The 19251-nt window shown below is 68.5% G+C and carries 18 protein-coding genes and 2 pseudogenes; 5 read left to right on the top strand and 15 right to left on the bottom strand.

Annotation, left to right across the window (positions count from 1 at the left end; all coding sequences use genetic code 11):
• Positions 1-57 precede the first annotated feature (57 nt).
• A complete protein-coding gene (glpK, locus tag K9U37_RS05260) occupies positions 58-1572 on the bottom strand; it encodes a glycerol kinase GlpK (protein ID WP_243070811.1) in 1515 nt (504 codons plus the stop codon).
• Between the two features lie 237 nt (positions 1573-1809).
• Between glpK and K9U37_RS05250 the strand changes: the two genes are divergently transcribed.
• Both K9U37_RS05250 and K9U37_RS05245 read left to right on the top strand, forming a co-directional pair.
• Positions 1810-3303, top strand: a complete 1494-nt coding sequence (locus tag K9U37_RS05250) for a glutamate-cysteine ligase family protein (protein ID WP_243070810.1) — start codon at positions 1810-1812, stop codon at positions 3301-3303.
• A 138-nt stretch (positions 3304-3441) separates the two neighbouring features.
• The gene (locus K9U37_RS05245; protein ID WP_243070809.1) at positions 3442-4119 is read left to right on the top strand and encodes a class I SAM-dependent methyltransferase; all 678 of its coding nucleotides are present in this window, start codon (positions 3442-3444) and stop codon (positions 4117-4119) included.
• A gap of 21 nt (positions 4120-4140) precedes the next feature.
• On the opposite strand, the gene egtE is transcribed toward K9U37_RS05245, so the two are convergent.
• The 12 genes and pseudogenes from egtE to K9U37_RS05185 form a co-directional block, all read right to left on the bottom strand.
• On the bottom strand, positions 4141-5253 hold the full coding sequence (gene egtE, locus K9U37_RS05240) for an ergothioneine biosynthesis PLP-dependent enzyme EgtE (RefSeq protein ID WP_243070808.1): 1113 nt from the start codon (positions 5251-5253) through the stop codon (positions 4141-4143).
• Complete coding sequence (gene egtD / locus K9U37_RS05235; protein WP_243070807.1) at positions 5250-6215, bottom strand: L-histidine N(alpha)-methyltransferase; 966 nt, start codon at positions 6213-6215, stop codon at positions 5250-5252. Before egtD ends, egtE begins: the two co-directional genes overlap by 4 nt.
• Positions 6212-6904: an ergothioneine biosynthesis protein EgtC gene (egtC, locus tag K9U37_RS05230; RefSeq protein ID WP_243070806.1), complete on the bottom strand. Its 693-nt coding sequence runs from the start codon at positions 6902-6904 to the stop codon at positions 6212-6214. Before egtC ends, egtD begins: the two co-directional genes overlap by 4 nt.
• On the bottom strand, positions 6904-8184 hold the full coding sequence (gene egtB, locus K9U37_RS05225; protein WP_243070805.1) for an ergothioneine biosynthesis protein EgtB: 1281 nt from the start codon (positions 8182-8184) through the stop codon (positions 6904-6906). Before egtB ends, egtC begins: the two co-directional genes overlap by 1 nt.
• Positions 8181-9470 (bottom strand): ergothioneine biosynthesis glutamate--cysteine ligase EgtA, encoded by a 1290-nt coding sequence (egtA, locus tag K9U37_RS05220; RefSeq protein WP_243070804.1) that lies wholly within the window; start codon positions 9468-9470, stop codon positions 8181-8183. Before egtA ends, egtB begins: the two co-directional genes overlap by 4 nt.
• A gap of 84 nt (positions 9471-9554) precedes the next feature.
• On the bottom strand, positions 9555-10202 hold the full coding sequence (locus K9U37_RS05215) for a sensor domain-containing protein (protein WP_243070803.1): 648 nt from the start codon (positions 10200-10202) through the stop codon (positions 9555-9557).
• Between the two features lie 4 nt (positions 10203-10206).
• Entirely contained in the window at positions 10207-10530 is a 324-nt protein-coding gene (locus K9U37_RS05210) for an OsmC family protein (RefSeq protein ID WP_243070802.1), read from the bottom strand.
• 50 nt (positions 10531-10580) lie between these two features.
• Positions 10581-10736 (bottom strand): annotated as a pseudogene (locus tag K9U37_RS05205) (catalase-related domain-containing protein); the annotation flags it as partial.
• A 45-nt stretch (positions 10737-10781) separates the two neighbouring features.
• Entirely contained in the window at positions 10782-11183 is a 402-nt protein-coding gene (locus tag K9U37_RS05200; RefSeq protein WP_243070801.1) for a hypothetical protein, read from the bottom strand.
• 100 nt (positions 11184-11283) lie between these two features.
• Entirely contained in the window at positions 11284-12381 is a 1098-nt protein-coding gene (locus K9U37_RS05195; protein WP_252394255.1) for a DUF4185 domain-containing protein, read from the bottom strand.
• 72 nt (positions 12382-12453) lie between these two features.
• Positions 12454-13494: an aspartate-semialdehyde dehydrogenase gene (locus tag K9U37_RS05190; RefSeq protein WP_243070800.1), complete on the bottom strand. Its 1041-nt coding sequence runs from the start codon at positions 13492-13494 to the stop codon at positions 12454-12456.
• A 2-nt stretch (positions 13495-13496) separates the two neighbouring features.
• Positions 13497-14762 (bottom strand): aspartate kinase, encoded by a 1266-nt coding sequence (locus K9U37_RS05185; RefSeq protein WP_243070799.1) that lies wholly within the window; start codon positions 14760-14762, stop codon positions 13497-13499.
• Between the two features lie 93 nt (positions 14763-14855).
• On the opposite strand from K9U37_RS05185, the gene K9U37_RS05180 reads away from it, so the two are divergent.
• Complete coding sequence (locus K9U37_RS05180; RefSeq protein WP_243070798.1) at positions 14856-15449, top strand: nitroreductase family protein; 594 nt, start codon at positions 14856-14858, stop codon at positions 15447-15449.
• Here the strand turns inward: K9U37_RS05180 and K9U37_RS05175 are convergent.
• Complete coding sequence (locus tag K9U37_RS05175; protein WP_243070797.1) at positions 15432-15875, bottom strand: hypothetical protein; 444 nt, start codon at positions 15873-15875, stop codon at positions 15432-15434. The genes K9U37_RS05180 and K9U37_RS05175 overlap by 18 nt on opposite strands.
• Before the next feature lie 234 nt (positions 15876-16109).
• Between K9U37_RS05175 and leuA the strand changes: the two genes are divergently transcribed.
• Positions 16110-17930: a 2-isopropylmalate synthase gene (gene leuA, locus K9U37_RS05170; RefSeq protein WP_243070796.1), complete on the top strand. Its 1821-nt coding sequence runs from the start codon at positions 16110-16112 to the stop codon at positions 17928-17930.
• Positions 17931-17971: 41 nt separating this feature from the next.
• Positions 17972-18199 (top strand): annotated as a pseudogene (locus K9U37_RS05165) (SHOCT domain-containing protein); the annotation flags it as partial.
• 3 nt (positions 18200-18202) lie between these two features.
• Here K9U37_RS05165 and K9U37_RS05160 read toward each other — a convergent pair.
• Positions 18203-19192, bottom strand: coding sequence for a DEDDh family exonuclease (locus K9U37_RS05160; protein ID WP_243070795.1), 990 nt, complete (start codon positions 19190-19192; stop codon positions 18203-18205).
• Positions 19193-19251: the final 59 nt, after the last annotated feature.

The following is a 19251-nucleotide window of genomic DNA, read 5'->3' as shown; positions in this document are numbered from 1 at the left end:
GACTAGCGATTTCGGCGCGGTTTCCTTCGCGCCGCGTTGGAAACCGCGCCGAAATCCTCAGACCTCGACCCAGTCCAGCGTGCGCTGCACGGCTTTGCGCCACCCGCCGTAGCCGGCGGCGCGCTGTTCCTCACTCCACGACGGCGACCACCGGCGGTCCTCCTGCCAATTGGCCCGCAGGTCGTCGGGATCCGCCCAGAAGCCGGTCGCCAGTCCTGCCGCGTACGCCGCGCCGAGCGCCGTCGTCTCGGCCACCACCGGGCGCACCACGTCCACACCCAGCACGTCGGCCTGGATCTGCATGCACAACTCGTTGAGCGTCACCCCGCCGTCGACCTTCAGCACCTCCAGGTGCACGCCGGAGTCGGCCTCCATCGCGTCGACCACATCACGGCTCTGGTAGCAGATGGCCTCCAGCGTCGCGCGCGCGACGTGCGCGCTGGAGTTGAACCGGGACAGCCCGACGATCGCACCGCGGGCATCCGAGCGCCAGTAGGGCGCGAACAACCCGGAGAACGCCGGCACGAAATACACGCCGCCGTTGTCCTCGACCCGGGCCGCCAGCGTCTCGCTCTGCGAGGCGCTGCTGATGATGCCCAACTGGTCGCGCAGCCACTGCACCGCCGAACCCGTCACCGCGATCGAACCCTCAAGGGCGTAAACAGGTTTCGCGTCCCCGAACTGATAGCACACGGTGGTCAGCAGTCCGTTGTCACTGCGGACGATCTTCTCGCCGGTGTTGAGCAGCAGGAAGTTGCCGGTGCCGTAGGTGTTCTTGGCCTCCCCCGGGGCCAGGCAGACCTGCCCCACCATCGCGGCCTGCTGGTCACCGAGGCTGGCCGTCACCGGCACCTGACCGCCGGCCGGCCCGTCCGGATGCGTCATCGCATAGGGGTCCGGTGAGGACGACGGGCGGATCTCGGGCAGCATCGCGCGCGGAATCCCGAAGAACGACAACAGTTCCTCATCCCAGTCCAGCGTCTCGAGGTTCATCAGCATGGTCCGGCTGGCGTTGGTGACGTCGGTGACGTGCACCCCGCCCAGCGCACCTCCGGTGAGGTTCCACAGCACCCAGGTGTCGGCCGTACCGAACAGCGCCTCACCGCGTTCGGCGTCGGCGCGGACCCCTTCGACGTTGTCCAGGATCCACTGCAGCTTGCCGCCGGAGAAGTACGTCGCCGGGGGCAGGCCGGCCTTGTGCCGGATCACCTCGCCTCGGCCGTCCTTGTCCAGCGCGGCGGCGATGCGGTCGGTGCGGGTGTCCTGCCAGACGATGGCGTTGCAGTACGGCCGGCCGGTCTTGCGGTTCCACACCAGCGTGGTCTCACGCTGGTTGGTGATGCCCAGCGCGGCGAGGTCCTCTGCGGACAGCTTGGTGGTGTTCAGCGCCGACTGAACGACGGTCTGGGTGCGTTCCCAGATCTCCACCGGGTTGTGCTCCACCCAGCCGGCCTTGGGCAGGATCTGCTCATGCTCGAGCTGGTGGCGCCCGACCTCGACACCGTTGTGGTCGAAGATCATGCAGCGCGTGCTGGTGGTGCCCTGGTCAATCGATGCGACGAAGTCGGCCAACGGTGCTCCTAGAAACGTGGTGGTGCACCGTCCATGATGGCCTACGCGAGGTCGCCGACCTCGCCGACCCGACGGTCCTGGAGCTGGGCGCCGGTCACGGTGGACCGTCGCGCAAGATTCTCGAGTCGGTGCTCGGACAGTTCCTTGCTGCGGCTCACCAGACGGTGGTGGCGCGCCGCAAGCGGCGATCTCCGCGATTTGCTTGCGCGCTGGTCATCGAGACGGTTGCATGGCCCCGTGGGCGAAGAGGTCAAGCACGCCAGCTACAACCGTGCGCACCGGCAGGAATACCGCCGCAAGGTTCAGCTGTGCCTCGACGTGTTCGAAACCATGCTGGCGCAGTCCAGTTTCGAATTCGACCGCCCGCTGACCGGCATGGAGATCGAGTGCAATCTGGTCAACTCCGACTACCAGCCGGCGATGTCCAACCAGGAGGTGCTGGCTGCCATCGCCGATCCGGCCTACCAGACCGAATTGGGCGCCTACAACATCGAATTCAATGTTCCGCCGCGACGGCTACCGGGCCACACCGCGCTGGAACTGGAATCCGAGATCCGCGTCAGCCTCAACGCCGCGGAGACCAAGGCCAGCACCGACGGCGCGCACATTGTGATGATCGGCATCCTGCCGACGCTGATGCCCCAGCACCTGACCGGCCACTGGATGAGCCCGTCGCTGCGCTATCAGGCGCTCAACGACTCGATCTTCACCGCCCGCGGCGAGGACATCCTCATCGACATCGCCGGACCGGAGCGCCTCAGCCTGCACGCAGAATCCATTGCGCCCGAATCAGCTTGCACCAGTATGCAATTGCACCTCCAGGTGTCGCCCGCCGACTTCGCCAGCAACTGGAACGCCGCGCAGGTGCTGGCCGGACCGCAACTGGCGCTGGGCGCCAATTCGCCCTACTTCTTCGGCCACCAGCTGTGGGCGGAAACGCGCATCGAACTCTTCGCGCAGGCCACCGACACCCGGCCCGACGAGCTCAAGGCGCAGGGGGTGCGGCCACGGGTGTGGTTCGGCGAGCGCTGGATCACCTCGATCTTCGACCTGTTCGAGGAGAACGTCCGCTACTTCCCGTCGCTGCTGCCGGAACTGTCCGACGAGGACCCCGTCGCCGAGCTGGCCGCCGGGCGCACCCCGCATCTGCCCGAACTGCGGCTGCACAACGGCACGGTGTACCGGTGGAACCGGCCGGTCTACGACGTCGTCGGCGAAGGTCTGGCTGGCCGCCCGCACCTGCGGGTGGAGAACCGGGTGCTTCCCGCCGGGCCGACGGTCATCGACATGATGGCCAACTCGGCGTTCTACTACGGGGCACTGCGGATGCTGTCCGAGGAGGACCGTCCGCTCTGGACGAAGATGAGTTTCGCCGCGGCGCACGACAATTTCATCGAAGCGGCGCGTCACGGCATGGACGCCCGCCTGTACTGGCCCGGCCTGGGCGAGATGACCGCAGACGAGCTGGTGCTGCGCACCCTGCTGCCGCTGGCCGACGAGGGACTGCGACGCTGGGAGGTGGCCGCCGAGGTGCGCGACCGCTATCTCGGGGTGATCGAGGGCCGCGCCAAGACCGGGCGCAACGGTGCGGCCTGGCAGGTCGCCACGGTGCAGGCCTTGCAGGAGCAGGGGATGGCCCGCCCGCAGGCGCTGGCCGAGATGCTGCGCCGGTACTGCGACCTGATGCACAGCAACTCCCCGGTGCACACCTGGGAGCAGCTCACACCGTGACGGTCTGGCCCCGTCCGAGCTCAGGTAGGCACGCCGTCCCCGGTGCAGGAAGTTGGGGTCGGTGAGCACGGTCAGGCCAGCGCACCGGATCAGGGTCGTCGCGTTGCCGATGAAGGTGACGGTAGTAGGTTGTGATGCATGACCTCTGAGGTGATGGACTGGGAAGGCGCGTACAAGCAGGAGGGGGCCTTTCCCGGCCCGCCGCCGTGGAACATCGGCGAGCCGCAGCCCGAACTGGCGGCCCTGATCGCGGACGGCAAGGTCAGCGGTGACGTTCTCGACGCCGGCTGCGGCCACGCCGAATTGTCGTTGGCGTTAGCCGCGCAGGGCTACACCGTCGTCGGTATCGACGTCGCACCGTCAGCTGTCGCCGCGGCCACCAAGGCCGCCGAGGAGCGCGGGCTGAGCAATGCGACGTTCGTCTGCGACGACATCACGGCCTTCACCGGCTACGACGACCGCTTCTCGACGATCATCGACAGCACACTGTTTCACTCGCTGCCCATCGAGGGTCGTGACGGCTACCTGCGCTCGATCCACCGGGCCGCCGCGCCCGGCGCGCAATACTTCGTGCTGGCGTTCGCAAAGGGTGCCTTCCCACCGCATCTCGAGACCAAGCCACACGAGGTCGACGAGGACGAGCTGCGCGAGGCGGTGTCGAAGTACTTCGAGATCGACGAGATCCGCCCTGCGACAATCCATTCACACAAGCCGCAGTTTCCCGACATGCCCGACGGCCCGATGCCGTTCGACGTCGATGACAAGGGCAGGCTGAAGATGCCTGCCTTCCTGCTGCGCGCGCACAAGGCGAGCTGAGCACCGCCTGCAGCGGGTGCGCTATGCGGCGGTCACGACGGCGAGCGCCGCGGCGAACGATTCCAGATCCTCGCCGGTGCTGTCGACGTGCGGCGCCACCCGCAGCACCGGCGCGCGCATTTCCAGCGGGGCCCGTTCGATCCCGGCCGCGGTGGTGACGATGCGGTGCTCGGCGATGAGGCGCGCGCGAACGGTTGCCGGGTCGGCACCGTCGGTGGGCTCCAACGTGGTGATGGCGCTGCGTTCGTCCTCCGGTTCGATCACCCGCCACCCGCGAACCCCGGTGAGTATGGTGCGGGCGGCGCGGCCGAGTTCGGCCAGACGCTCGCGGATCAGTTCCGGTCCGGCGGCCAGGTGCTCCCCTACCGCCACCGAAAAACCCACCCGCGCAGCGATGTTCGCCTCGCCGATTTCGAGGCACTGCAACGCCGACAGCGAGGCGGCCCATGCCGGGCAGTGCAGGAGGTCCGCCAGGGCCGGACGCACCGCGAGGACACCGACCCCGCGCGGGCCGGCCAGCCATTTGCGCGAGGACGAGTAGACGGCGTCAGCGTCGCCCACACAGTCGATGTGGCCGAGCGCCTGCGCCGCGTCGACGATCAACGGCACCCCGATGTCGCGGCAGATCGCGACCATGGCCGAAACGGGTTGCACCACACCGCGGTGGCTGCCCAGGGCCGTCAGATGCACCATCGCCGGCCGGGCGTTGCGCAGCGCGACTTCGGCGGCCGCGGGGTCCACCCGCCCCAATGCGTCCACGGGCAGCGGGGTGCGGGTGAACCCCCTGGCCGCGAACTGCGCCAGGTTGGGCCCGTACTCGCCGGGCAGACAGGCCACCGTGCGAGCCAGCGGCCACACGCCGAGCAGCAGGTCGAGAGCGTTGCCCGATCCGGTGGTGAAAACCACGTCGCCCGGCGACATTCCGGTCAGTGCGGCCACGCCGGCGCGTCCGGCCTGCAATGCCGGGGAGGCTGCTTCGGCCGCGACGTATCCGCCCACCTCCGATTCGTGGCGGGCGTGCGCGGCCGCGGCCTCGATCGCGGCCAAGGTCTGCCGCGAGCATGCCGCACTGTCGAGGTGCACACCCGCGACGGGAAGGCGGGCGTCGCGCCAGCGCTGGGCCAGTGTGCTCATTTGACGGCCAGAGACAGCCCGAACTCGCCGGCGTCATCAGTCCACCAGTGGGTCCGCCGCAGCCCTGCGCCGGTGAGTTCGGCGGCCACCGCTTCCGGCCGGAACTTGCACGAGACCTCGGTCAGCATCTGCTCGCCGGCGCCGAAGTCGACCGCCGAGCCGAGCGCACCGATGTATACCCGCTGCTCGGATGTGGCGCGAAGCCACATCTCGATGCGTTCCTCGGCTGCGTTCCAGCGGGCGACGTGGGTGAAGGCGTCGGGGTCGAAGTCGGCGTCGAGTTCACGGTTGACCACTGCCAGCACATTGCGGTTGAACCGCGCCGTCACGCCCGCGCTGTCGTCGTAGGCGCGGACCAGCCGGCCGGCGTCCTTGACCAGATCGGTGCCCAGAAGCAGCGCATCTCCGGGCTCCAGTACATCGGCGAGGGCGGCCAGGAACTCGGCACGCGGCCCAGCGGTGAGGTTGCCGATGGTCGATCCCAGGAAGACGAACAGCCGGCGGCCGCCGTCGGGGATCTTGGCCAGGTGCTCCTCGAAATCGCCACACACCGCCTCGATCTCGAGGCCCGGGTACTCCCGCTGTAGCGACTCGCCGGCCGACTGCAGCGCGCCAGCGTCGACGTCGAACGGAACGAAGCGCCGCAGTGTCGCGTTGTCGCGCAGCGCCGACAGCAGCATCCGGGTTTTCTCCGAGGTGCCGCTGCCCAGTTCGACGAGAGTGTCCGCATCGGTTTCGGCAGCGATGGTGGCCGACCGGGCGCGCAGGATCTGCGCCTCGGCACGCGTCGGGTAGTACTCGGGCAGTCGGGTGATCTGGTCGAACAGGTCGCTGCCGACGGTGTCGTAGAACCATTTGGGCGGCAACGACTTCGGTGTCTGGCCGAGGCCCGTGCGGACGTCCTCGCGCAGCGCGCGGGTGGCAGAGTCGGCGGCCAGGTAGTTGGACAGCGTGAAGCTCACGACGATCCTTTCAGCGGGGTCAGCGTCACTTGGCCGTCGACCACCTCGACCAGGTGACGGTCGGGAACGTCCTGCCAGTCCGGGTGATCGTCGTACGGCTCGCTGGCCAGTACGACGCCATCCGTGCGTCGCAGCATCGACAAGGTGTCCCCCCAGGTGGTGGCCAGCAGCCGGGAACCGTTGGCGGCCAGGATGTTCAATCGCGCATCGGGGTCGGCGGAACCGACCTCGGTGACGGTGTCACCCAGGTTGTCCAGGCCGCGTTCGAAGATCAGCGCCGCCAGCAGCGCGCTGTCGACGCTTGACTCGGCCGCCGGGCTCGCCGGCAGCACGGCGCGGTCGACGATGCCGTTGTGCGACAGCAGCCACCGGCCGTCGGTGAACGGCGCCGAGGCACTGCTCTCGATCGGCATGCCGACGGTGGCCGAGCGCACCGCGGCCACCACGCATCCGCTGCGCAGTGCCGGTGACACCGAGGCGAAGGACACGTCCCCCCACAACGGTGCGGCGCTGCGCCACCGTCGCACCTGCGTGTCGTCGAAAAAGCCCACACCCCAACCGTCGGCGTTGAGCAGTCCGTGCTTCTGACGGCGTGGAGCGTAGGACTGCAGGCGCAGTCCGCACGGCGGGTCCAGAACGAGGGAGGCGATCGAGACCGGGCGGCCCAGCCATCCAAGATGTCGGCACATCAGGCGTCCCAGGCCAGTCGCACGCCGGCGAAGATCTGCCGCCGGATCGGGTGGTCCCAGTTGCGGAAGCTCGGTCGCAGGATGTCGGCGGCGACCGCCCACGACCCGCCCCGCAGGACTTTGTAATCGCCGTCGAAGAACGGCTCCGAATAGCGTTGGTAGATCATCGGAGTGAACCCCGGCCACGGCAGCAGCGGCGAGGTGGTCCATTCCCAGACGTCGCCGAGCATCTGCTCGACCCCGTATGCCGACGCCCCGTCTGGGTACGCCCCGACTGGGGCGGGCCGCAGCGCGTCACCGCCGAGGTTGGCGTGCCGGGCGGTGGGCTCGTCGAAGCCCCACGGGTAGCGGCGGCGGGTACCGGCCGCCGCATCCCAGCCGCAGGCCTTCTCCCATTCGATCTCGGTGGGCAGCCGTGCGCCGGCCCATGCCGCGTAGGCCTCGGCTTCGAAAAACGTGATGTGCTGGACGGGTTCGTCGGCGGGGATGTCTTCAACGTGGCCGAAGCGGGTGCGGCTTCCGTCGGGATTCCAGAACTGCGGGGCGCTCAGCCCGGCCTCGAGCCGGTGTTGCCACCCACGCGCCGACCACCAGCGCTGCTGTGTGTAGCCGCCGTCGTCGATGAACTGCCGCCACTCGTCGTTGGTCACCGGCACCCGCCCGATCCGGAACGCCGGCACGTCGACGACGTGGGCGGGGCGCTCGTTGTCCAGCGACAGCGGCTCAGTCTCGGCGTCGACCCCGAGTAGGAATTCACCGCCGGGAATCAGAACTGACGTACCGGCCAGACCGGGGCGGCCGCGCCGAACGGTGATCCGCGGGGTCAGGATCGGGGCGCCGGTGCGCAGATTGAGTGCCTGCAGCATGGTTTCGTCGTGCTGGTTCTCGTGGCTGATCACCAGCCCGAACCGGAAGGCGATGTCGTCGTCGTCCTCGGGCAGGGTGTCAAGAGCGTCGAGCGCAGCGGCGCGCACGGTGCTGCAGTAGGACCGCGACTGCGCCGGGGACAGCAACGGCAGGTCGACCCTGCTGGCCCGGGAGTGGACGAACGCGTCGTAGAGGCCGTCGACCTCGGCCGACAGCATGCCTGGGCGCGCCGGGTTGCCGTCGCGCAGCAACCACAGCTCTTCTTGCTGACCGATGTGGGCGAGGTCCCACACCAGCGGGCTCATCAGTGGGTTGTACTGGCGGCGCAGCTCGGCGTCGTCGAAGTCGGTGAGGGTCAACGTCCGGCGGCGGGCGCGTTCGAGGTCGCGGGCCAAAGCGTCCCGGGCGATCACGCGGTGTCCCGCGCGAGTTGCAGCACTGCGTTTCCGATGCCGTGCCGGATGACACGATCGGCGAAGTCGTCGGCAGGACTGCGGCCATCTTCCACGTTCTGCACCAACCGCCGCATCGAGTCGGATAATTCCGCCGGCGCCCGATCGGCGACCGCCGCCACGCACCGGGTGGCCGCGGCGTACAGCCGCTTGTCGGCCAGGCCGACGCGGGCGGCGAGGTCCCACGCGTTCGCGACCGGCTCGACGGCCTCGGCGGCGATACCGGCGGCGGCCGGGTCGTCGAGCAACGTAACGAGCATGAACACGACCGCCGGCCACAACACGTCGGGAACGCTGTCGAGGTAGCGGATCTCCAGCCACCGTCGGGGTCGCACGGGCGGGAACAGCGTCGTCAGGTGGTAGTCGAGATCGTCGGTGGTGGGCCGGCGATCGCCGAGCAGCACCAGCCCGTCGGCCCAGTCGGCGAACGGCACGTGGGTGGTCAGCGGCACCGCGTCAGGTGTGTGGACGAGCATCACGGGGGCTTTCAGCGCATAGCGTGCCCAGTCGATGCACGGGTCGTCCCCGCTGGCGCCGAGGACGGGGCCACAGCGCGCGGAGTCCAGCTGCCCCCACACCCGCTGCCGGGTGGACTGCCAGCCGGTGAACCTGCCGGCCAGCAGCGGCGAGTTGGCCGTCAGCGCGATCATGGTCGGACCGAGCGCGTGCGCGAGGCGGACCCGGTCGGCCCAGCCGTCGCGCGGCCCGGCTTCCACGTTGATCTGGACCGAGGCCGTCGACGTCATCATCGCCGACCCGGCTCCCGCGGTGCGGCTGGCGATGAAGAACTGCTCCATGGCCTCATAGCGCGGGCCGGGGTTGATCCGGTGAGCCCGGCGCAGCGGATCCGCACCGAGGAGCACCAGGCCAAGACCGGCGTCGGCGAAGACCGAGCGCAGCGCCTCGCGGTCGGCGGCCATCGCGCTGATCGCGGCCACCGGCCCGGCCAACGGCGGACCGGACAGTTCGACCGCGCCGCCCGGTTCGATGGTGATCGCACTGCCACCCGGCAGTGCGCCCACCCCGTCGGTCACCCCGGTCACCTCGGCCCAGGACGGTCGGCGGTGCGGATCGGCGAGGTCATAACAGTGAGCTTCGAGTTCCAGTCCGACCCGGCCCAGCTCGCCCTCGCGGAGCGAGGCGCCGGCGATTTGCAGAGCGGCCGCTGAGGAGCTGGTCAACACCCGCTCGTCAGCACCCGGCCCGCAGTGCGATCGGCCCGGTCGGGAGGTGACGGCGAACGTCATGGGTTCCATCTTCCAGACCGCACCGACAAAACTCCCCGATCCCGGCGTGACACGTCACTGACGTGTACCCAAACCGTCGAAGCGTTACTGCTGCTGACCAAGCGTGTTCTGCATGGCCCCGGCAAGCACGTTCACCGCGGGCCCGCCGTTGCCGGACTGACAGACCTTGGCCTGCAACAGCACGTTCTCCCGCAGGCGGGTCTGGGTGAAACAGCGCCGATCACTGTCGGCCTCCTGTTTGACCCACACTGCGTCGGTGGCACCCGGCTGCGCGCCGCTGAACGACCACACCTCTGTGCGGCCGTCTTCGAGGTGCATCGCGGTTGTCTGGCCGGAACACCCCACCGTGCGATCGACAACCCGGAGGAACGCGCGGGTCGCGGCGTCGTTGGTGGCGAACACCCCGATGGCTTGTTTGACCAGGTGGCCCTGATCGGTGGCCGATGTCTGGGTCGTCGCACCGTTGAACGACGCCAGGTCCGGGTCGTTGTAGACCTCCGGCAGCCCGATGTCGGCCCAGTTGTTGCAGACCGCGAGTTCGACCCAGTAGGCCTGGAACGGTTGGGTGAAGACCGACTCCCAGGTCATCGGGGCGCCGACGATGTTGCCGACGGACCCCTTGCCCAGCACCGCGTAGGTCACCACCCCCGGATCCGACGGGCGCGCCGCCGCCGGAGCCGCAACCCCGACGGCGACACCCAGCGCGGCCAGTACCGCGGCGGTTGTGCGCACGATGTCAGACCTTGACCGACAGGGTCACGTCGATGTTGCCCCTCGTGGCCTTGGAGTACGGGCAGACCTGGTGGGCCTTGTGCATCAGGTCCTGGGCCTGGCTGTGTGTCAACCCGGGCAGGTAGCCGATGAGGCGGGCGCTGATTCCGTAGCCGCCGTCGGCGTCCGCGCCCAGCGCCACCTCAGCGGTGATGCCCGACGCGCTGCACCCGGCCTCCTTCGGCGGCCGGGTGTCCAGATCGATGCGGTCGTCGGAGGATTTGACGTGGCCGTCGCGCCCTCCGCCGCTGGCCGTCGACTCTGCGGTGTAGATGACCTCGATGCCCATGGGTCGATCATGCCAGCCGGCGGACGGACGGCAAGGCGTCGATGCCCCCGCTACTGGTCGGAGTTGGCGCGCACTCCTTCCTCGATCGCCTTGCCGAGGTCGGGGCCGATGTTGCGCCAGTACTCGAAGACCCGCGAGAGCACCGGCTCCGTGACACCCTGTGATCCATGACCGATACCGTTGTGCGCCAAACGATCCCGCGCAGACAACGACCCCAGCGCCCGAGAGTGGAGCGCCGGGTTCTTCGTAGGTCAGGGACGCGGCGTCGGGGTGGCAGTGGCGCCAGGCCCGCCGGCGCCCGGTCCACCCGGAGTGAAGCCGGGACCGGGACCCATGCCAGGGGCACCCGGGCCGCCCGGCATCATCGGGAAGGGCATCATCGGCGGACCGCCGCGACGCTCGAATTGCTCGTTGTCGCCGCGATGATGCCGCCAGCCGCCGTCGTGTCCGCTGTGCAGGCCGAGAGCGAAGCCGGTGAAGAACACCGCACCGACGATGAAGATGACTCCGGCCATGATCGCCACCCAGGCAGCGGCCTGATAGAGCCGGTTGGGGCGATCTGCGCGCGGCGGTTCGACGTAGGCGGGAGGCGGGGGAAGAGTGGCGACGGGGCCGGTCGCGGGCTCGTCGACCCGCTCTGGTGTATCGGTCATACATCGATCATGCGAGCGACGCACATAGCGCGGCGTAGGTGGCGCCTTTGAAACGCCTGTGAAAGACCGTCCGAGTTCCTCTTGATTGGCGACGCGGAGCCTAGGCGCCCAGATCCCACGGCTTGAACGGGTTGACCGCGAACTGCAACACCCGATACGGCGCCCGGTCGCGGGGCGCGGTGTTCCACTGGCTGACGAACACGCGGACCTCGTCCAGGGTCGAGCCCGGCGAGATGTACCCGCCGTAGGGCTGGGCCAGCCGGTTGTCGTCAGGGGCCGGAAGACTTTCCGCCGGCTCGGGCCACGAACCGGCCTGCACCACCGTCGTCGCAGGAGCAGCTCCCAGGCCGGTCGGGTCGTAGGCCACCCGGACCTCCATATTGCCCGTGCTGGCATTGAAGTACGACAGCACGGCCTTGCCGTCGATCTCGCGGATGCTCATCTCCCCCACCCGGTCCGGCCACAGTGGCGTCGGTGTCTTGTTCCAGCCGCCGCCGGGGCCGGAAGCCCAGCCCTGCCACCGCGATCGGTCAGTGAACGCCTGTGGCGCAACCCGGTAGAGCACCACCGGTCCGGACCGGTCGAAGTTGTTGGCGACGATGTAGACCCAACCGGTCGGCGAGTCCGCGGTCGGAATGGGGTCGTAGTAGCCACTGATCTGGCTCTGCCGGCCACCGGCATAGCCGGCCGTACGTTGCGATCCGGGCACGGTCGTCCAACCACCCTGTCCCACTTCGGCTTTCACGAGCCGCGACGACTTCGGCACCAGGTTCTTGGTGGTGGTCACCAGCAGATAGTTCTGCCGGTTGATCTGGACGACACCGGCCGGCAGTTGCGAGGAGCCCTGCGGGGTCGGGTCGGCCAGCAGTGGCTTGTCCACCCCGGTGACCCCGGTGTAGCGCACACCATCCGGGTCGTCCACGGAGTCGCCTGCGACGCGCAGGGCAACGGGCGAGAACCAGCCGCCGAAGCCGACGCCCTGGCCGGCGAAACTGTCACCGCAGATCTGTAGCAGTTCGGTCGGGAACTGCATGAACTCGCAGAGGTCCGTCGCGCCGATCCCGTAGTCGCGGGTGGGCGTGCCGGTCCCGGCGGTCGGGCCGATCCGGACCACCTGTCCCAGCGCCAGCGGCGGGAGGATCGGGTCCGGCGCCGGACTCGGCGGGTCAGCGGAGGCGACCGGAGACGCACTCACCAGGGCCGAGATCGACGAAATGGCGCAAACCACCTGCACTTTCACGCCCAAACGTCGGTTCCGGCGCAATGCGGATCAGAGCTCGGCGGCCAGCAGCTCGGCGATCTGAATGGTGTTGAGGGCAGCACCTTTTCGAAGGTTGTCACCCGAGATGAACAACGCCAGACCACGCCCCTCCGGGACACCGGGATCGCGGCGTATCCGGCCCACCAGCGACTCGTCGGCGCCGGCGGCGGCGAGCGGAGTCGGTACGTCGACCAACTTCACGCCGGCTGCACCGGCGAGCAGCTCACTGGCACGCTCCGGCGAAATGGGTTGGGCGAACTCGGCATTGATCGACAGCGAGTGACCGGTGAAGACCGGCACCCGCACACAGGTTCCGCTGACCGCGAGGTCGGGGATACCGAGGATCTTGCGGGTCTCGTTGCGCAACTTCTGGTCCTCGTCGGTCTCCCCAGAGTCGTCGTCGACCAGCGAGCCGGCCAGCGGCACCACGTTGAACGCGATCGGTGCGACGTACTTGTTCGGCGCCGGGAACTCGAGCGCGGATCCGTCGTGCACCAGATCCTCGACGCGAGAGATCACCGCGCGCGCCTGAGTGGCCAGTTCCGCCACCCCGGCCAACCCGCTGCCCGAAACCGCTTGGTACGTAGAGGCGATCATCCGCACCAGTTGCGCTTCGTCGTGCAGCGGCTTGAGCACCGGCATAGCCGCCATCGTCGTGCAGTTGGGGTTGGCGATGATGCCCCTGGGTAGCCGCTTGCCGAGCACGTCACGGGAGAAGTTGACCTCCGAGACGACCAGTGGAACGTCGGCATCGTTGCGCCAGGCCGACGAGTTGTCGATCACGACCACTCCGGCCTCGGCGAACCGCGGCGCCTGTACCCGCGACATGGTGGCGCCGGCCGAGAACAGCGCGATGTCCAGACCGCTGGGGTCGGCGGTCGTGGCGTCCTCGACCTCGATCTCCTGACCGCGGAACGACAGCTTGCGGCCTTGTGAGCGCGCCGAGGCGAAGAACCTCACGCCGGTCACCGGGAAGTCGCGCTCCTCGAGCAACGCGCGCATCACCTGGCCGACCTGGCCGGTGGCGCCGACCACACCGATGTTGACCATGGCTAGCGCCCCGTTCCCGCGTAGACGACGGCCTCTTCCTCACCGTCGAGGCCGAACGCCTCGTGCAGGGCGGAGACAGCCTTGTCGAGCTCAGAGTCCTTGACCAGAACCGAGATCCGGATCTCCGAGGTCGAGATCAGCTCGATGTTGACGCCGACTCGCGCCAGCGCCTCGCAGAACGTGGCGGTGACGCCGGGGTGGCTGCGCATCCCGGCGCCGACCAGTGACACCTTGCCGATGTGGTCGTCGTAGAGCACCTTGGTGAAACCGATCTCGTCCTGCAGCGAGGCGAGCTTCTCCACCGCGGTCGGGCCGACGTCGCGCGAGCAGGTGAAGGTGATGTCAGTCTTGCCGTCCTCCACCTTCGAAATATTCTGCAGCACCATGTCGATGTTCACGTCGGCGTCGGCGACGGCGCGAAACACCTTGGCGGCGTAGCCCGGTACGTCGGGCAGCCCGACGACGGTGACCTTCGCCTCGCTGCGGTCGTGTGCAACTCCGGTCAGGATGGCGTCTTCCATGGGGATGTCCTCGATTGATCCGGTGACGATCGTGCCGGGCTTGTCGGAGTACGACGACCGGACATGAATCGGAACGTTGTAGCGGCGGGCGTATTCCACGCAGCGCAGCATGAGTACCTTGGCGCCGGCCGCCGCCATCTCGAGCATCTCCTCGAAGCTGACGGTGTCCAGCCGGTGCGCGTTGGGCACGATCCGCGGGTCGGCGGTGAAGACACCGTCGACGTCGGTGTAGATCTCGCAGACGTCGGCATTCAAGGCCGCGGCCAACGCCACAGCGGTGGTGTCCGAGCCGCCGCGGCCCAGCGTGGTCACGTCCTTGCTGTCCTGACTGACGCCCTGGAAGCCGGCGACCAGCACGATCTGACCCTCGTCGAGCGCGGTGCGCAGCCGGCCCGGCGTGACGTCGATGATCTTGGCGTTGCCGTGGGCGCCGGTGGTGATCACGCCGGCCTGCGAGCCGGTGAACGAGCGGGCGTGTGCGCCCAGCGACTCGATGGCCATCGCGACCAGCGCGTTGGAGATCCGCTCACCAGCGGTCAGCAACATGTCCAGCTCGCGCGGCGGCGGCGCGGGACACACCTGGCCGGCCAGATCGAGCAGTTCGTCGGTGGTGTCGCCCATCGCGGAGACCACCACCACCACGTCGTTGCCCTGCTTTTTGGTCTCGACGATGCGCTCGGCGACCCGCCGGATCCGCTCGGCGTCAGCCACCGAGGATCCGCCGTACTTCTGCACGACGAGCGCCACTGTCTGCCCTTTCTGCAAGCGTGGGGTTGCCCATAAGGATAAGGGGTCCACGCACCCGCTTTTCTCGCCGAGATAGGCGGTAACGTCCGAGCCATGCCCGACCAACCTGCGGACCGTTCCGCCGAAACCCGGGTGCCGCTGCATCCGCCGATCGCGGCCAGGTGGAGTCCGCGGGCCTTCGACCCCGGCGCCGTCCTGACCGCCGAAGAGCTCGTCGCACTCTTGGAAGCCGGCCGCTGGGCCGCCACGTGGGGGCATCGTCAGCCGGTGCGATTCGTGGTCGGGCTCCGGGGAGACGACACGTTTTCAGTGGTATCTGGCCTGCTCAGGCGTGGGAACAGCTACGCCATGGCGGCCGGTGCGCTGATCGTGGTGTGTGCCGACGAGGGCGAGGACGAGCACACGGCGCTGTACTCCGGAGTCGACGCCGGTGCGGCGATGGCCAACCTGGCGATCGAGGCGGTGTCCCGCGGCCTGATCACGCATCCGATGGCCGGGTTCGACGTCGACGGGGCCCGCGTCGCCTTCGGCCTGCCGGCCGGGGTACGGCCGCTGGCGGTGGTCGCGGTCGGCTCGCTGGGTGACTACCGCCACATGCCGCCGGAGATCATCGAACGCGACTCCCGCCCCCGCGAACGAGCACCGCTGGAGCAGATCGTGCTCAACTGGTCAGGAACAGGCCTTTGACAGCTGCGAGATCTGCTCACTGATCTGGTCGTTGAGCGCCGACATCTGGTAGACCACGGCCGGCGCAGGCGCACCAGGGGCGCGAGACTGGGTCTCGGCGCGCATCCGCGGCAATCCGGCGACGAACTCGTTGGCCAGCTGAGCCAGCTGCGTCGACTGCGCCGCGAGGCCCGGGTCGGTCACCTTCTGGGCCCGCTCGGCCAGACCGTCGGCCCACTGCTGGTATGCGGTTTGCTCCGCTTCATTCGGCGCCCCGTCGCCGCCCTTGGAGCTGATCAGTTCCGACTGCGAACGGTTGAAGGCCAGCAGGTCGGTCACCGGCTTGCATTTCTCCGGCGGCTTGTCGAAGAACGTCGCCCAGACGGCGATACCTACCGCCACCACCGCCACGCTGATGGTGAGGATCCAACGGGGCCGTCGTCGCATGATGGTTCAGCGTAGCGACTCCGCACGGCAAGGCCGCGCGCGCTGACGAGCAGCAGGACCGCCAACAGACAGGCCCGGACTTTGGCCTGGTGACGCATCCGGAGTACAGTACGACCTGTGCAGCGGGTGCTCCTCCTCGGGCGCCGCGACGGGGTCTGATCCAGACTGGCTTCCTGTCGCGGGTGTTCGCGATGCGCCGGTCTGAATTCCAATCCAAGACACCCGGAGCCAATCGTGACCACCCATTCACCCTCGTTCGACTCGCTGGATGCCTACGTATCCGCCCGAACCATCAAGACTCCCGCCGGACCGCGCCAGGACGGCCAGTCGGCGTACAACACCCAGCGCAACACGTCGATGCCCGTCTTCCGCTACCGGCCCTTTGCACAGGAAGTCGAGACCGTCAACCTGCCGGACCGCACCTGGCCGGACAAGGTCATCGACCACGCGCCGCTGTGGTGTGCGGTCGACCTGCGCGACGGCAACCAGGCGCTGATCGACCCGATGAGCCCGGCCCGCAAACGCCGCATGTTCGAACTGCTGGTCAAGATGGGCTACAAGGAGATCGAGGTCGGCTTCCCGTCGGCCAGCCAGACCGACTACGACTTCGTCCGCGAGATCATCGAGCAGGGCGCGATTCCCGACGACGTCACCATCCAGGTGCTGACGCAGTGCCGTCCCGAACTGATCGAGCGAACCTTCGAAGCCTGCGACGGTGCCCCGAACGTCATCGTGCACTTCTACAACTCGACCTCGATCCTGCAGCGCCGCGTGGTGTTCCGCGCCGAACGCGACGAGATCAAGAAGATCGCCACCGACGGCGCCCGCAAGTGCCTGGAGGAGGCGGTCAAGCACCCCGGCACCCGCTGGCGCTACGAGTACTCGCCGGAGTCCTACACCGGCACGGAGTTGGAGTACGCGCGGGAGGTGTGCGACGCGGTCTCCGAGATCATCCAACCCACCTCGGACTGGCCCCTGATCGTCAACCTGCCGGCCACCGTGGAGATGGCCACCCCGAATGTCTACGCCGACTCGATCGAGTGGATGAGCCGCAACCTGGCGCGCCGCGACTCGATCATCCTGAGCCTGCATCCGCACAACGACCGCGGAACTGCCGTCGCCGCAGCAGAATTGGGCTACCAGGCCGGTGCCGACCGGATCGAAGGCTGCCTGTTCGGCAACGGTGAGCGCACCGGCAACGTCTGCCTGGTGACGCTGGGGTTGAACCTGTTCTCCCGCGGCACGGACCCGCAGATCGACTTCTCCAACATCGACGAGATTCGTCGTACCGTGGAGTACTGCAACCAGCTGCCCGTGCACGAGCGTCACCCGTACGGCGGCGATCTGGTCTACACCGCGTTCTCCGGAAGCCACCAGGACGCCATCAACAAGGGCCTCGATGCCATGAAGGTCGCCGCCGACGAGGCCGACTCCGATGTCGACGACATCCTGTGGCAGGTGCCGTATCTACCGATCGACCCCAAGGACGTCGGCCGCACCTACGAGGCCGTCATCCGGGTGAACTCGCAGTCCGGCAAGGGCGGGGTGGCCTACATCATGAAGGCCGACCACGGCCTGGTGCTGCCCCGGCGCCTGCAGATCGAGTTCAGCCAAGTGATCCAGAAGATCACCGACGGCGAAGGCGGCGAGGTCTCGCCCAAGGAGATGTGGGACGCGTTCGCCGACGAGTACCTGGCGCCGATCCGCCCGCTGGAGCGGATCAAGCAGAAGGTGATCGGCTCGGAGGTCGACGGCGGTGTCGACATGATCGAGGCCACGGTGAAGATCGACGGCGTGGAGACCGAGATCCGCGGCGAGGGCAACGGTCCGCTGGCCGCGTTCGTCGACGCGCTGGGCACAGTCGGTATCGACGTGTCCGTGCTGGACTACTCCGAGCACGCGATGTCGGCCGGCGAGGAGGCAGCGGCCGCAGCCTACGTCGAAGCCTCGGTCGGCGGTCGCACGGTCTGGGGTGTCGGAATCGCCACCTCGATCACAACTGCGTCTCTTCGGGCCGTGGTCTCTGCCGTCAACCGAGCTGCCCGGTTAGGCTGACGGTCGCAACACAACTGAGGGGAGTTGCGCCGTGAACTGGGGTTCGCCCCTGGATCACGGCGCTGATCTACCTCATCGCGCGCGGTCAAGGCATGACCGAACGCGCCCGCGCGGCCGCCCAGCAGGCGAAGAGGGAAACCGACGACTACATCCGGGAAACCGCCGGACGGTCGCCGGCCCAGGAAATCGAGCACGCCAAGCAACTGCTCGATTCCGGCACCATCAGCCAGGCGGAGTTCGACTCGCTGAAGGCCAAGGCCCTCAGCTAAGGCTCAGAACAGGGCGAACTGTTGGCCCTGGTCCGCCGAGGGCTCGAAGTCGTCTAGTCCGGTGCCGTTGGCGACCGAATCGACCGACGACATGAACTGCTGATCGGACACCGTCGGTACGCCGAGCTCACGGGCCTGGTAGCCCCTGCCCTGATCGGGCCGTGGCGCGTTGCAGATCACCAGGGAGGTCTCGGGATCGACGGCGTCGCTGTACGCCAGACCGGCGTGCAGGATGCGTTCGACGAGCTCGTCGTGCGTGCGGTCGACTTCGGCCGACAGTGCCACACGCATGCCCTGGACCAGGGGTCCGCCGCGCTGGTAGCGTCCGGGGTTCTGGTACGGGCAGGGCATCCGCGAAGCGAGCATCTTCAGCGGACGCAGCTCGTCGTGCGTCACCCGCCCGTTCGGCCAGCGCCGCCGGGTTGCCGGGCGTACCGGAAGCCACACCCCGCGGTCACGGGCCCGTTCCAGGGCCGGGCTGAGCAGCCGGGACAGCACCAGCGCGTCGTCGAACGCGTCGTGGGCGCGGGTCTGGGCGACGTCCCAGTGCCGGGCGAGTGTCTCCAGCCGCAGGTTGTCCAGGCCGAGGTCCAGGCGGCGGGCCAGTTCGACGGTGCACATCACGGCGTCGATCGGCAGCGCGGTGTCGGCCATCTCGGCCTCGGTGGCCAGGAACGCGTAGTCGAAGGCGACGTTGTGGGCGACCAGGGTGCGCCCGTTCAGCAGGTCCACGACGTCACCGGCGATGTCGGCGAAGGTGGGCTGGTCCTCGAGCATCTCGGCGGTCAGGCCGTGGATGTGGGTGGGGCCCGGGTCGACGCCGGGGTTGAGCAGGCTGACGACCGAGTGTTCGACCTTCCCATCGGGGTCGAGTGCCAGCGCGGCCAAACTGATGATCCGGGCGTGACCTGGCCGAAAGCCCGAGGTCTCGACGTCGACGACGACCCAGCCATCCCCCGGTTCGGAGGCTGGTCGGCCCCAGGTGTGGCTCACACAGTCAGGATGGCACGCACCCCCGACAGCACCCGGTAGATCGGGTCCGTGTCGGGCTG

The organism is Candidatus Mycolicibacterium alkanivorans, from assembly GCF_022760805.1.
Lineage (GTDB): Bacteria > Actinomycetota > Actinomycetes > Mycobacteriales > Mycobacteriaceae > Mycobacterium > Mycobacterium alkanivorans.
The sequence above is the reverse complement of the archived record's forward strand: the minus strand, read 5'-3'. Positions and strand labels throughout refer to the sequence as shown.